The organism is Peribacillus sp. FSL M8-0224 (assembly GCF_038003055.1).
Lineage (GTDB): Bacteria > Bacillota > Bacilli > Bacillales > DSM-1321 > Peribacillus > Peribacillus frigoritolerans.
The window spans coordinates 4,656,873-4,669,529 of record NZ_JBBOOJ010000001.1 but is presented as its reverse complement, the minus strand read 5'-3'; the positions used below and the strand labels follow the sequence as shown (position 1 = coordinate 4,669,529).

At 41.9% G+C, this 12,657-nt stretch carries 18 protein-coding genes; 8 read left to right on the top strand and 10 right to left on the bottom strand.

Features of this window, described 5'->3' with window-relative positions:
• Positions 1–24: 24 nt before the first annotated feature.
• Complete coding sequence (locus tag MKX49_RS22625) at positions 25–171, top strand: hypothetical protein (protein WP_153246142.1); 147 nt, start codon at positions 25–27, stop codon at positions 169–171.
• A gap of 45 nt (positions 172–216) precedes the next feature.
• Here MKX49_RS22625 and MKX49_RS22620 read toward each other — a convergent pair whose 3' ends face one another.
• Together MKX49_RS22620 and MKX49_RS22615 are read right to left on the bottom strand one after the other, a co-directional pair.
• Positions 217–912 carry a response regulator gene (locus MKX49_RS22620; RefSeq protein ID WP_340877878.1) on the bottom strand — a complete coding sequence of 232 codons (696 nt, stop codon included), beginning with the start codon at positions 910–912 and terminating at the stop codon, positions 217–219.
• A complete protein-coding gene (locus tag MKX49_RS22615) occupies positions 905–2,515 on the bottom strand; it encodes a sensor histidine kinase (protein ID WP_340877876.1) in 1,611 nt (536 codons plus the stop codon). The genes MKX49_RS22620 and MKX49_RS22615 overlap by 8 nt, the downstream gene beginning before the upstream one ends.
• A 140-nt stretch (positions 2,516–2,655) precedes the next feature.
• On the opposite strand from MKX49_RS22615, the gene MKX49_RS22610 reads away from it, so the two are divergent.
• Complete coding sequence (locus tag MKX49_RS22610) at positions 2,656–3,720, top strand: DctP family TRAP transporter solute-binding subunit (protein ID WP_054398972.1); 1,065 nt, start codon at positions 2,656–2,658, stop codon at positions 3,718–3,720.
• A 41-nt stretch (positions 3,721–3,761) separates the two neighbouring features.
• Here the strand turns inward: MKX49_RS22610 and MKX49_RS22605 are convergent, their stop codons facing one another.
• The 3 genes from MKX49_RS22605 to yidD form a co-directional block, all read right to left on the bottom strand.
• Positions 3,762–4,136, bottom strand: a complete 375-nt coding sequence (locus MKX49_RS22605; protein WP_340877875.1) for a hypothetical protein — start codon at positions 4,134–4,136, stop codon at positions 3,762–3,764.
• 176 nt (positions 4,137–4,312) lie between these two features.
• Positions 4,313–5,263: a metal ABC transporter solute-binding protein, Zn/Mn family gene (locus MKX49_RS22600; RefSeq protein WP_340877874.1), complete on the bottom strand. Its 951-nt coding sequence runs from the start codon at positions 5,261–5,263 to the stop codon at positions 4,313–4,315.
• 121 nt (positions 5,264–5,384) lie between these two features.
• A complete protein-coding gene (yidD, locus tag MKX49_RS22595) occupies positions 5,385–5,606 on the bottom strand; it encodes a membrane protein insertion efficiency factor YidD (RefSeq protein ID WP_207118056.1) in 222 nt (73 codons plus the stop codon).
• 209 nt (positions 5,607–5,815) lie between these two features.
• Between yidD and MKX49_RS22590 the strand changes: the two genes are divergently transcribed.
• Positions 5,816–6,289 (top strand): S-ribosylhomocysteine lyase, encoded by a 474-nt coding sequence (locus tag MKX49_RS22590; protein WP_034310515.1) that lies wholly within the window; start codon positions 5,816–5,818, stop codon positions 6,287–6,289.
• A gap of 37 nt (positions 6,290–6,326) precedes the next feature.
• Here the strand turns inward: MKX49_RS22590 and ytzI are convergent, their stop codons facing one another.
• A complete protein-coding gene (ytzI, locus tag MKX49_RS22585) occupies positions 6,327–6,482 on the bottom strand; it encodes a YtzI protein (protein WP_034310518.1) in 156 nt (51 codons plus the stop codon).
• A 124-nt stretch (positions 6,483–6,606) separates the two neighbouring features.
• Here ytzI and MKX49_RS22580 point away from each other — a divergent pair, with 124 nt between their 5' ends.
• On the top strand, positions 6,607–7,047 hold the full coding sequence (locus MKX49_RS22580) for a Dps family protein (RefSeq protein ID WP_048686502.1): 441 nt from the start codon (positions 6,607–6,609) through the stop codon (positions 7,045–7,047).
• 96 nt (positions 7,048–7,143) lie between these two features.
• Here the strand turns inward: MKX49_RS22580 and MKX49_RS22575 are convergent, their stop codons facing one another.
• Complete coding sequence (locus MKX49_RS22575) at positions 7,144–7,410, bottom strand: DUF6154 family protein (protein ID WP_370020242.1); 267 nt, start codon at positions 7,408–7,410, stop codon at positions 7,144–7,146.
• 226 nt (positions 7,411–7,636) lie between these two features.
• On the opposite strand from MKX49_RS22575, the gene MKX49_RS22570 reads away from it, so the two are divergent.
• Both MKX49_RS22570 and ytkD read left to right on the top strand, forming a co-directional pair.
• A complete protein-coding gene (locus MKX49_RS22570; protein WP_048686500.1) occupies positions 7,637–7,987 on the top strand; it encodes a hypothetical protein in 351 nt (116 codons plus the stop codon).
• 113 nt (positions 7,988–8,100) lie between these two features.
• Positions 8,101–8,571 (top strand): RNA deprotection pyrophosphohydrolase, encoded by a 471-nt coding sequence (gene ytkD, locus MKX49_RS22565; protein WP_340877872.1) that lies wholly within the window; start codon positions 8,101–8,103, stop codon positions 8,569–8,571.
• 232 nt (positions 8,572–8,803) lie between these two features.
• Here the strand turns inward: ytkD and MKX49_RS22560 are convergent, their stop codons facing one another.
• Genes MKX49_RS22560 through MKX49_RS22550 form a run of 3 tightly spaced genes read right to left on the bottom strand, consistent with a single transcriptional unit; the run spans position 8,804 to position 11,384 of the window.
• Complete coding sequence (locus MKX49_RS22560) at positions 8,804–9,595, bottom strand: ABC transporter permease (protein WP_222620005.1); 792 nt, start codon at positions 9,593–9,595, stop codon at positions 8,804–8,806.
• Complete coding sequence (locus tag MKX49_RS22555; protein WP_340877871.1) at positions 9,585–10,355, bottom strand: ABC transporter ATP-binding protein; 771 nt, start codon at positions 10,353–10,355, stop codon at positions 9,585–9,587. Before MKX49_RS22555 ends, MKX49_RS22560 begins: the two co-directional genes overlap by 11 nt.
• A 27-nt stretch (positions 10,356–10,382) precedes the next feature.
• Positions 10,383–11,384, bottom strand: coding sequence for an ABC transporter substrate-binding protein (locus MKX49_RS22550; protein ID WP_095679328.1), 1,002 nt, complete (start codon positions 11,382–11,384; stop codon positions 10,383–10,385).
• A 135-nt stretch (positions 11,385–11,519) separates the two neighbouring features.
• Here MKX49_RS22550 and MKX49_RS22545 point away from each other — a divergent pair, with 135 nt between their 5' ends.
• Both MKX49_RS22545 and MKX49_RS22540 read left to right on the top strand, forming a co-directional pair.
• Positions 11,520–12,308, top strand: coding sequence for an alpha/beta hydrolase family protein (locus tag MKX49_RS22545; RefSeq protein WP_252267928.1), 789 nt, complete (start codon positions 11,520–11,522; stop codon positions 12,306–12,308).
• Between the two features lie 50 nt (positions 12,309–12,358).
• Positions 12,359–12,601, top strand: coding sequence for a DUF2584 domain-containing protein (locus MKX49_RS22540; RefSeq protein WP_048686484.1), 243 nt, complete (start codon positions 12,359–12,361; stop codon positions 12,599–12,601).
• Positions 12,602–12,657: the final 56 nt, after the last annotated feature.

Below are 12,657 nucleotides of genomic sequence, written 5' to 3'. Positions count from 1 at the left end.
AAAGGGAAAAGGAGGGGAGAGTGTATGAAAAAACCGTACCTTATTGCGGAAATTCTACTAAGAAGGGGCATGCCTGACTATGTCATAAAAGAAGTGACGGCTTTGAAGGAGTGCGAGCTGTTTCTTTTGAAGAGAAAGTGGGGCCTCTATGACCGGAAGACAGGTGCGTAAAGAATAAAAGTAAAAAGGGAACCGTTCGAGCCGGTCCCCATGCGTTTAAAGTTTTTTTAGCCGGTACCTATTGACTGGACGGCCTATGCTGCCATATTGTACGTCAAGCTGAAGGACTTCTTCGCCATGCAAGTATTCAAGATAGCGCCTAGCTGTAACTCTGGCGATTCCAATTCCATCAGCCACTTCTTCTGCCGATAGTGACCCAGGCTGGGTCTTTATGAACTTCGTCACTTGCTCAAGAGTCGCGCCATTCAATCCTTTCGGAACATCATATTTCGGACGCGCTTCAGAATGTGTCTTATTTTGAAAGAGGATTCGGTCGAGCTGATTTTGGGAAATTTGATGATCAGGTTCAACCTCCATCCGAAAAGCATAGTATTGTTCCAGCGTATGTTTTAGCCTATCGAATTTAAATGGCTTGATTAAATAGTCAAAAGCCCCGTTCTGTATCATTTTTCGAATCGTTTTCTGATCATTTGCCGCTGAAATGATGATGACATCCACATCAATTTGCTCTTTTCTAATTTGATAAAGTGTATCAACCCCGTTTAAAGATGGCATGAAGATGTCCAAAATGACAAGGTCGGGTTTAGACTGCCTGATTTTTTCCAGACCTTCAAGCCCATTTGAAGCTGTATCAAAGACTTTAAAGGCAGGCAGGCGCTCGATGAACTGTTTGTTGACCTCTTGGACCATTGGGTCATCTTCAATTAAAAGTACACGAATTTCGTTAGTCATTTTGGTTCTCCTCTATATCATGCATCGGAAAAGAAATAAAAAAGCTTGTTCCCTCATTAGGGCGTGTCGTGAATTTCATTTCGCCGTTCGCTTTTTTTACAATTTGGTCTATTAAATAAAGACCAATTCCTGATCCTTCCGCACCTTTTGTTGTAAAACCATACTCGAATATATCTTTATGAATGTCCTCGGGAATGCCGGGTCCATTATCCTCAAGCACGATTTGACAATGACGTTCATCCTGGTAGATGGATAGATAAACCTGTTTGGTTTCCTCTGAGCAATGCTTTAGCGCTGCGAATGAGTTTTCGATCAGGTTTCCGATTATCAAAACAAAATCGTGATGGTCCAAACCAGCGGGGAAGCGGTCCAATTTTGTGTGTTTGTCCATGATGAGCTCGATCCCGAGTTCCCGTCCCAAGGAGATCTTACTTAATATCAGCCCCACTAAATTATCATCGTGAATGTGCTTCGTCAAAAACCTGGTCAATTCCTCTTGTTCTTCCGTGATCTGAAAAATGTAATGCAGCGCTTCGTCAAGATTACCTAGCTGGATCAATCCTGCTATCGTATGAAGTTTGTTCATATGTTCATGGTTTTGAACGCGCAGGGCTTCCACGAATGCTTTGACACTGGTCAACTCTTCAGCTAGCTTCGTCACATCGGTGCGATCCTGGAAAATGGCCACGGCACCGATCGTTTTATCCGCAATCTTTATCGGTACCCGGTTGCTTACAATATTCCTGTTTTGAACGGAGATTTCCTGATTGAAGATGGGAGATGTCCGATCGAGCACTTCCGGGAGACGGGTATCATGTATGATATCATTGATATTCTTGCCTATGACCGCACCTTCGATCTTGAATATCTGCTTAGCCTTTTCATTGAAAATCGTGATGGCCTGATTATTATCTATGGCGATGACCCCTTCATGCATGGCATTGAAAGCGGCTGTCCTTTCAACCAACATCCGTGAAATTTCATGGGGTTCCAGTTGGAAGGTTTCTTTTTTTATCCTTTTTGCCATGAGCCAAGAGCCGCAAACACCGAATAGAAGGGTAAGGACCAGGATAATCGCGATTTCGCCTTTCAGGTCCTTTATTAATTCCGGTATCGTAGGCAAGATATTCCCGACCAGCACGACGCCGATTTGCTCTCTATCTCCATCGAGGATCGGGACAAAGGCGCGGATTGAAATGCCAAGTTCGCCAGCAGCCTTTGAAAGGTATTCGTGTTCAGCGAACGCAGCGCTTTCATCACTGCTGCTAGACGGGGTCCCCAATTGACTGAACACCGGGTGGGAATAGCGTATATGCTGATTGTTGAGTACAACTATATAATCCGCTTGATGGATTTTCCTTAAGTTTTCAATAATCGGATTAAGCTGCGTCCATCCTTCAGGCTCACGGACCAATTTCTGTACTTCAGGGAGTTCGGCAATGGTATGGGCTGTGATCATGGATCGTTTGCCGATTTCATCTTCCCTGACCGAAACGATATTTCCGAATATAAAAATCCCGCCTATTAGTATCGAAAAAGCGACGATTACGAATGATAGCAGGGTGATTTTAATTTGAATGGGCATATGAAAGGATTTATCCATTGGTTTTCCTCCATTACTTCTATACTTAATAGTAACAGAATTTCTATCACTTTTCGCTATTTTTCGCGCAGTGTATTACGACAGTAAAAAGCTGTGATAGAATAGTGATAATGTGAAGTGAGCGGTGAGGAGTTGTCGGTATGCGTGCATTATGGGGGTATTTCTTATTAATTGGCTTGGGGCTGTTGATAGCCGTGTATATATCGTTTCAATCGTTCTTTACAAGCTTCGGTTTCAATTTGCCGAAGGATGAGGAGCAGGTCGGGATGAAGGATCAAATCGTGATTAAGTTCAGTCATGTCGTTGCCGAAAATACACCTAAAGGGCTAGCTGCGAACCGATTTGCCCAACTTGTCGATGAATATACAGACCATCGTGTCAAAATAGAAGTTTATCCTAATCAGTCATTATATAGTGATCAGGAAGAAATTGAGGCATTACAAGAAAACAAGGTGCAGATGATTGCACCGACTGCATCTAAAATTACGAGCATATCAAAGAAATGGATGCTATTGGACCTCCCTTACGTCTTTCCAACGGACGCTGCCTTGCAGGAAGCGTTGAATGGGGAAGTGGGGGAAGAGCTGCTTAAGCAGCTGAATATCATCGATATTGAAGGACTCGCATTTTGGTCGAATAACTATAAACAAATTACAAGCAGTAAACCGATACGGCATCCAAGTGATTTTGCAGGAAAGCATTTCAGAATCATGCCAAGTGCAGTCCTGGAAAGCCAATTCAAGCATTTTGGGGCGACAACTTCTGTCCTGGAGTTTAATGAAACGTTCAAAAGCCTTGAGATCAACGAAACGGACAGCCAGGAAAATACGATTTCGAATATCTATTCCAAGAAATTATATGAAGTGCAAAAATATTTAACAATCAGTGATCATGGCTATTTAGGGTATGTAGTCATGATAAACGAGCAGTTTTGGAACAAACTCCCGTTGGATATTCAGCAGCAAATCCAACGGGCGATGGATGATACAACGAAATGGCTATGGATCAAATCAAATGAATTGAATCAGGAACAGCTAAGGGAAATCCAGCAAAAATCGAATATCGACATCTATACACTGTCAGATGAAGAAAAGAAAGAATGGATGGATGAGATGACCGTCATCTATCCGGAATTCGAATCCACGATTGGAACCGAATTGATGACGAAAATGGAAAAGATCCGTGAGAAGTATTTAAAGGAATAACTAACGTAAGGGAATCCCATTGAAAGGGGTTCCCTTCTTCTTTATCGTTCCCGATAGAATGACTCTTCTGGATTTTGTAAAAAATCAATCATCTCTTCATAATCATATGTTTTTAAAACTAAACCATTTTCATCAAACAAGATGAATGCAGGTTCTTTCTTTAAATCAAGTTTTGGATATTGCTCATTCAATGACTTGTAAGATGCTTCATTTGTAATTGGGCCCACATTGGTTATATTACTCTCTTCTAGTAAATCAAATGTAATTTCTTTACCAACGGTTTGGAGCGAATACGTATGACCCTCACTGGGCAAAAGATTCGAATGAATTCTAGCGTAATCATCTTTTTCATCCGTGCAAGCAACTAGCATCGATAGGAGTAGAAACGTTAAACTTCCATTTATGACCTTTTTCATATTTTCCCCTCTCTAAGCATTTAATTATTCCATAAATTGTAATGATTAAAGCTTATCATAGTTGCTTAGAACAGGAGGCTATCATGCTTTGTCAGGAACCGAAACTCCAACTCAAATAAGCTGACAAAAGAGGTACAAAAAAGAAGCGAATCCAAAGGGAGCCGCTTCTTTCTCGTCTATTGCAAGGCAGTTTGCAGTGTCTTTACGTTTTTTTCCATTAAACTGAAGTAATCTTCGCCGGCTTCGATATCATTATCCGTCAACACGGAAAGGTTATGGAGCTCAAGTGATTTCGCTCCCATTTCCTTTTGGATGATTTCGGTAAGTTTAGAACTGATATTCTGCTCGAAGATGACGTAGTTCAAGTCTTCTTTTTCAGCCATGGTTACGATTTTCCCCAGTTCCTTTTGAGAAGGTTCGTTTGAAGATGTTAGTCCTGTGACGCCAATTTGTTCCAATCCATAGCGTTCCTCCCAATAACCATATGCAGAATGGGAAACGATGATCTTATTGGTACGGCCCGACTCGATCGTCGTAGCGAATTTTTCATCAAGTGCCTCAAGCTTTTCGGAAAGCTCATTGAAATGGCTGTTGAAGTATTCTTCCTGTTCAGGCATTTTTTTCGTTAATTCGTCCTTGATGGTTTTAGCCATGTCAATGGAATAGACGGGATCTAACCATAAATGCGGATTAACGCCCCCATGGTCATGACCGTCTTCTTCATGTGCATGTTCTTCTTCATGTGCATGTTCCTCTTCTTCAAGATGAACCGTTTCGCCCACCGCAATTGTGCTGACGCCTTCTTTGCTTAGAATTGGTTCAGCCTTGGTTACAAAGCCTTCTAGATTATAGCCAATATAGAAAAACAGGTCTGATTCAGCCATTTTCACAATATCTTTTTGAGAGGGTTCGAATGAGTGTTCATCCGTTCCTGGAGGATAAACCGTCTCGACATTCACGTACTCCCCGCCAATGGCCTCAGTGAAGTATTGTAAAGGGTAAACCGTCGTATATATATCCAAGGCATCCTTGGTTTCCTTTTTACTCGATTCTCCCTTTGAGTTGCCGCAGGCTGACAGAAATACCGCAGTAACAAGTAAAAGGGAGAGCAATGCTCGAATTTTCATATGATATGCTCCTTTATAATTCGTATTGATTACGATTTGAATTTTATGTGGTAAAAACGAAATGATTACGATTTGACTTCTGTATGATACAAAAGATTGCAAAGGAAAGCAAGGTTTTTTTCTATTGGTCCTCACTTTTTTCTTTTTTTTCGGGAACAAGGTCAATGCCCCCTGGATGAAACGGATGACATTTAAGAATCCGGATGAGTGCTAACCAGCTTCCTTTTATAGGTCCGAAACGATTGACCGCTTCCAAACCATAATGGGAACAAGTTGGATAAAAACGGCAGGTAGGCGGTTTTAATGGAGAGATGGCAACTTGGTAAAAACGGATGATTCCCATTACTATTTTTTTCAACACGATGCTTTCAGCTCTTTTCGAGTAAATTGACTACCCTCCATTATAGCATATTTTCTAAATTTCCAAAAAGGGTAAAAAAGGAATGAGCCTATTGGTAATCCGATTGATATAATGAGAATTAATTTTAAAGGATGAAATATATTGTTATTCAAGGTAAAATAGAGATGACATACAATTAAGGAGTGAATTAAATGCCTTCAGTTGAAAGCTTTGAATTAGATCATAACGCTGTTAAAGCCCCATATGTTAGACATTGCGGTGTCCATAAGGTAGGAACAGACGGTGTTGTTAATAAATTTGATATCCGTTTTTGCCAGCCGAACAAACAAGCGATGAAGCCGGACACGATCCATACCCTGGAACATTTGCTTGCATTCAATATCCGTAAGCATTCCGAGCGCTTCGATCACTTTGATATTATTGACATTTCGCCAATGGGATGTCAAACAGGATATTACCTTGTGGTCAGCGGCGAGCCGACTGTGACGGAAATCATCGATGTTCTTGAAGATACATTCAAGGATGCTGTTACAATTACCGAAATTCCTGCTGCAAACGAAAAACAATGCGGCCAAGCAAAATTGCATGATCTTGAAGGAGCTAAGAAATTAATGAATTTCTGGCTTGCACAAGATAAAGAAGATCTTCATAAAGTTTTCGGTTAATAAAAAAGTTCCTGTCCATTTGTGACAGGAACTTTTTTCATTTTTCGGGTTCTTCTTTTTTTCCCTCATCCTCTGGCAAAGGTTTGACCGGATCCACTGTATGCTTGTAGCTGTAACCTTTTCCGATTGTTAAGACCGATAGTGCCAATACAATCAGAATCACAATAATGGAGATAACTAAAACCGTAATCATACTTTACAGCTCCTAACGTTCACAATTTAGATTCATTTTAGCATAAGAACCGAGTCAGCTAATGTTTCAATTTTCGAATAGAGGGAATTATAAAGGTATAACCAACTTACGGAGGTAGATATTTATGGCTCAGAAAAAATTAGGAACTTTAGTGAATAAGGAAATTGCAAACTTCAGTGTTCTTTATACGAAAATTCATAATTACCATTGGTTCGTGAATGGACCGCACTTCTTTGAATTGCACCAAAAATTGGAAGAGTTATATAAAGAAGTGACATCCAACTATGACGAATTGGCTGAAAGACTATTGGCCATTGGTGAAAAGCCGGTTGCTACCCTTAAAGAGTACATGGAATTAACGACGATCGAAGAAGCGACAGGTAATGAAAATACAGAAGATATGGTTCAAAGCGTCATCAGTGATTTTGAAAAGCTTTCCGAAGAGTTCCTGGAAATCATCGAAGTTGCCGAACAAGAAGATCCGGTTACGGCCGATATGCTGACAGGCATGAAGAAAAGCTTAAACAAACATGCTTGGATGCTGCGTGCGTATTTAGGACATTAAGATTTAGGAAAAGCCCTGCTTCGGCAGGGCTTTTTTTTGGGTTAAACCTATAAAAAAGGCATCCATCAAAAGAGGGACACCTGACATGGTATGTATTTAATGAATATTCCTAGGCGGAAAATGTGTAGGTTTCGTGTCGCTCATACTATTTTGAGCGAACTTCCCTTTTAACGTTTCAATAATGTAAAGGCCCATTAAATTGGTTAGTTCCTGATCATCCATCTCTTGAAGCAATTCGAAAATTTCCTTGCGGTCAAGCTGTTCCAGAACCGCAAACGTAAGCATATCAATATCTTCTTCATCACCAGTCATCTTATCACGGTACATATTGTATAATTCTTCAATTAACTTCAAAACTTTCACCTCACATTTATTAGAAATCCGTTATCTCTTTATATGTAGGTTATCAAAAAAACCTCTGGGTGCATATAAAAATCTTAAGGGATGCTTGGGCTTATTATATGTTTTACCCTTTGAAAGATACTTTAATCTATTATTTAACATCTTTGTCCTTCTGTAAACAAAATTTTCCATTGTATGAAGTGGGGAAATACGTGAAAAATAAGCGTAGGATATATGGAAAGGGTGGATGAATGTGTCTGAAGACAGGAAAAAATATTACATTTGGCTTCCGAATGGACAGATAACACAAGATAGGGAAAGTTCTCCATGGAACTTCGAAATCGAAGCGACAGATAATGAAATCATCAAATTACGTGAATTATTTGATTACAATTATTCAATAGGGGAAGAAAATTTTTACCGGGCACATGTCCCATACCTTCAATATCATTTTGACCGTGAAAATGATAAGCAGGATATCACCCTTCAAAAAATTTACGAAATGATTTACGCCCTGGGTACTGAAGAAGGAAGACGGCATATAGAAAGCATGGGGATACTACAGGCAAAACCAACAGACGATGGCCTCGAATATTGAGGGTCCATCGTTTTTTTGATGTAATGCAGATTCCCTCTGGATAGTGATTTTTTTTACCCATATAATGAAACAAGGAGCATGGCACCATTTCTTATACGGAGAGAAGGGGAAAAATGAAACGATTTCTTGATAAGAACGGATATAAGGTCGAATTCTCCGAGAATCCTGTCTTTGGAGAGCCTTGGCATGTTTTTGTGCTAAGCCGATATAAGGGCAGGTGGGTATTGACCAAACACAGAGAAAGGGGATTCGAGTTCCCTGGCGGTAAACGGGAAGCAGGGGAATCCATTGAAGAAACGGCCATACGGGAAGTGTATGAAGAAACAGGAGGCTTGGTGGACCAGCTGCAATTTTTGGGACAATATAAAGTGCATGATCCAGTGAAGCCATTCGTTAAATCAATATACTATGCCGAATTGCGTGAAATAGAGAAGAAACAAAATTACCTGGAAACGGAAGGCCCGATCTTTATGGAATCATTGCCGGATGTACTCGGTGAGGAGTTTAGCTTCATCATGAAAGATGAGATTGTACCGCTGAGCATATCGAGACTGGATGATGGCATTTTGCAAAGAAACGAGTGAATGGCAGGAACTCACGAGTAAACCGGTGGAACTCACGAGTAAATGTCCGAAACTCACGAGTAAATAGCCGGAACTCACGAGTAAACCGGCGGAATTCACGAGTAAAGGTCCGATTCACGGGTAAATCATCAAAATTTACGAGTAAACTCACGAGTAAAATGCAGGAACGTAACTACATTCATGTTTTAACTCAGCATGAGTGAAAAACTGCCGAGGGTTATCGGCAGTTTGGTTAGTCTTTGATTAATTTTCGCTCGAGCAGTTCCACTAGTTGATACATGATTGTGGCAAAGACGGCAATGATCATCAAGGCAAGCATTACGAGGGTGAAGTTGAAGACTTGAAAGCCATAAATGATTAGGTAGCCGAGTCCTTTGGCCGAAACAAGGAATTCCCCTACGATGACGCCGACCCAGGAGAGGCCGACATTCACTTTCAATGTCGAGATGATCGTTGGGAAGGATGCGGGTAATATGGCTTCCCGAAAAGCTTGTGTTCTTGTGGCGCCAAAAGTTTGGAGTACTTTCAGGTAGTTCGGGTCCACTTCGCGAAATGCGGTGTAGACGACGATGGTGGTGATGATGATGGAGATGATCGCCCCCATCGAGATGATGGATGGAAATCCAGGGCCGAATGCTACGATGATGATGGGGCCGAGTGCCACTTTCGGCATCGCATTTAAAATGACGAGATAAGGGTCAAGTGTTTTGGATAATCTTGGCGACCACCAAAGCAGGGATGCCAAGATCGTTCCAAGCAGTGTCCCTATGATAAAGCCGAGAACGGTCTCGAATAGCGTCACTCCGGAATGGGATAGCAGGGTTCCATCACCCAATTTCTGTATGAAAAGATGCCACACTTTAGTCGGGGAGCTGAAGATGAGCGGATCGATCAGTTCCTTCCTGGATAAAAATTCCCAACTGCTGAAAAAAACGATGAAAATCAGGATCTGATAAAAGCGAATGAGCCTGTTTTCTTTTTTTAATGAGGTTTTATATTGGTTATGAAGCTGTTCAATATTCAAGGCTCTCAAGCTCCTTCCAGATCGTTTGGAATAGCATCGGATACTGTGGATGGTTGCGTGCATGGAAAGGCGTGAGTTCACGCAATTCATCGGGCACCTTGAAGGTTTTGTGCACGCTTCCCGGGTTCGCGGAAAACAGAAAGATGCGGTCACTCATTGCAATGGCTTCACCGATATCATGGGTGACGAGGACGGCTGTCTTTCCGAAGGATTTCAGGGTTTCAAAAACAAGGTCTTCCAGCTTCAACTTGGTTTGGTAATCAAGAGCTGAAAACGGTTCATCAAGCAAAAGGATTTTTGGATCGACTGCCAGTGTCCGTGCCAGTGCAGCCCTTTGCCTCATTCCTCCCGATAGTTCGCGCGGATATAATTTTCTGGTGTCTCCCAATCCAACGTCACTTAAAAGTTTAAGCGTTTTTATTCTCTCGAGTCCTTCATCTTTTTTAATCAGTTTCAATCCTAATAAGATATTTTCTTCTATCGTCTTCCATGGAAATAGATAATCCTGCTGCAGCATATAGCCGATTGAAAGGTCGCTGTTGGCTTTCAGCGGTTTGTTTTCGAGCAGGATCTTTCCTGAAGTGGGCGGAAAGAGCCCGGCGATGATGGAAAGCAGGGTGGTTTTTCCGCAGCCGCTCGGACCTAGAAAAGAGACGAATTCACCTTTTTCAATGTCGAGGGAAATGTCCGCAAGTGCGGTCGCTGCCGTCTGATTTGAAAAATAAGTATGGTGAATGTCTTGGATTTTTAAAAAGCTCATCGGACATCCTCCTTACCTTTTGCTATGTTATTTTGTGACTTCTTCAGCAAAGTCGGTATTGACCAGCTCTTCATGGCTTATACGTGATGGAAGCTCGCCTGCTTCGTCCATGATGTTTTGCAGATTGTTCCATTCTTCTTCATCAAGAATGGGGTCGGTGGCAAAGGATCCTTGTTCTTTGTAGCGGTTGATAACTGTTTCCATCGTCTCGAGATTGGTATCCTCAAAATACGGCTGAATGACTTCGGCAATTTCGGCAGCATCGTTTTCCTGAACCCAATCTTGTGCTTTCTTCAAGGCCCTCGTGAATTTTTCGACAGTCTCTTTGTCTTCTTTCAAATAGCTTTCTTTAGCCATATAAACTGTATATGGAAGATGACCGGACTCGGTGCCGAAAGAAGCGACGATATAGCCTTTTCCTTCTTTTTCAAACACACTGGCCGTTGGTTCGAACAGTTGAACGAAATCGCCGGTTCCGGAAGCGAAGGCAGTTGCGACATTCGCAAAATCAATGTTCTGGATGAGGTTCAAATCTTTTTTCGGGTCTATGTTATGTTTTTTCAATACGAACTCGCCGGCCATCTGCGGCATCCCGCCTTTGCGCTGGCCTAGGAATGTAGAGTTTTTCAGCATATCCCAATTGAAGTTGTCAATTTTTTCACGTGAAACAAGGAACGTTCCATCCGTCTGTGTTAATTGAGCGAAGTTGATGACCGGTTCTTTTGAACCCTGCGCCTGGACATAAATAGATGTTTCAGAACCAACGAGAGCAATGTCTGCTCCATCCGTAAGGAGAGCGGTCATCGTCTTGTCGCCGCCTGCCGTCGTTTTCAAATCAATGCTGAGGCCCTCATCTTTAAAAAATCCCTTTTCGATCGCTACATATTGCGGTGTATAGAAAAGGGAGCGGGTTACTTCGGCAACCCTGACCTTCGTTGTTTCCTGTTCTTTGTTGCCGCATGCGCCAAGCGGGATCACCAGCACGCACAGAAGTAAAAATACGACACCTGCTTTACACCATTTTTTCAAAATTCCTTCCTCCTTGATATATGGGTATTTTGCCTACATTATCGTATGAACGGAAGAAAAAAATGTGAATGCCTCTCAGGGGATAAAAACAAGCGGATGTTTTACAATAAGAATAAAGAGAAAGGAGAGTGGAAATTGGAGAACGGAACGATTATTTCAAAACAGCGGTTTCCATCACCGCATCCACGAATCCATCTTTATTCAGTTACGTACATATCACAAGGCCTGAAGGTAAAGGGTTTGCTGGCTGAACCGGTTGATGGCGAAATACATGACGCCTTCTTATATTTACGCGGCGGGATTAAAAATGTCGGCAAGGTGAGGCCTGCAAGAATCGTGCAGTATGCTGTAGAAGGTTTCATCGTTTTTGCTCCTTTTTACCGTGGAAATCAAGGCGGGGAGGGGGATGAGGATTTTGGAGGCGAAGATCGATTCGATGCGATATCAGGATTCAATCTTCTTGAACAGCATCCCCGAGTGAACAAGGATCACATTCATATCCTCGGGTTTTCCCGTGGCGGCATCATGGCCCTGTGGACTGGGATATACTGCAGGAATGCAGCGTCGATCGTCACATGGGGAGGTGTGTCGGATATGTTTTTAACATATGTCGAACGGGTCGATATGCGTCGGATGATGAAGCGTGTCATCGGCGGAACACCTAAAAAATGCCCGGATCAATATGAATACCGTACTCCATTGTTTGCGATTGAAGATTTGAATGTACCCGTCCTGATCATACATGGTGAAAAAGATGACAATGTCGCCATAGAACACGCATACCGGCTGGAAAAAAGGTTGAAAATGCATGATAAAGAGGTCGAAAGTTGGTATTTCCCTCAATTCACGCATTACTTCCCGCCTGCCGTGAACAGAAAAGTAGTCGAAGATTTAACATCTTGGATGAAAAGTAAAACAGAATAATGATAGAATGAAGGATATACTAAGTATATTGGCAAGAGGAGGAGATACACATGGGCATGCCTATGGAGCTAAATACCATGATCGTTACAAAAGGGAACGAAACCCGTGAAGAAGAAAACACTTTTCGGCTGGCGAAAGCTGGTTACAGGTTATACCCTATCGATATTCCAATCGATGTCCGCAAAACGATCCAATCTGATTCAAGCGGAACAGCCGTTATCCAAAAAATTGAATGGACCAGTGAAAAGACCATCATTACGTACCAACTGCTATCACTGAATTCAACTAACTAAATAGACAAGCGCTTGCCGGGAATCGCCTTCGCTGCAAGCGCTTTTTTTATTTTTGC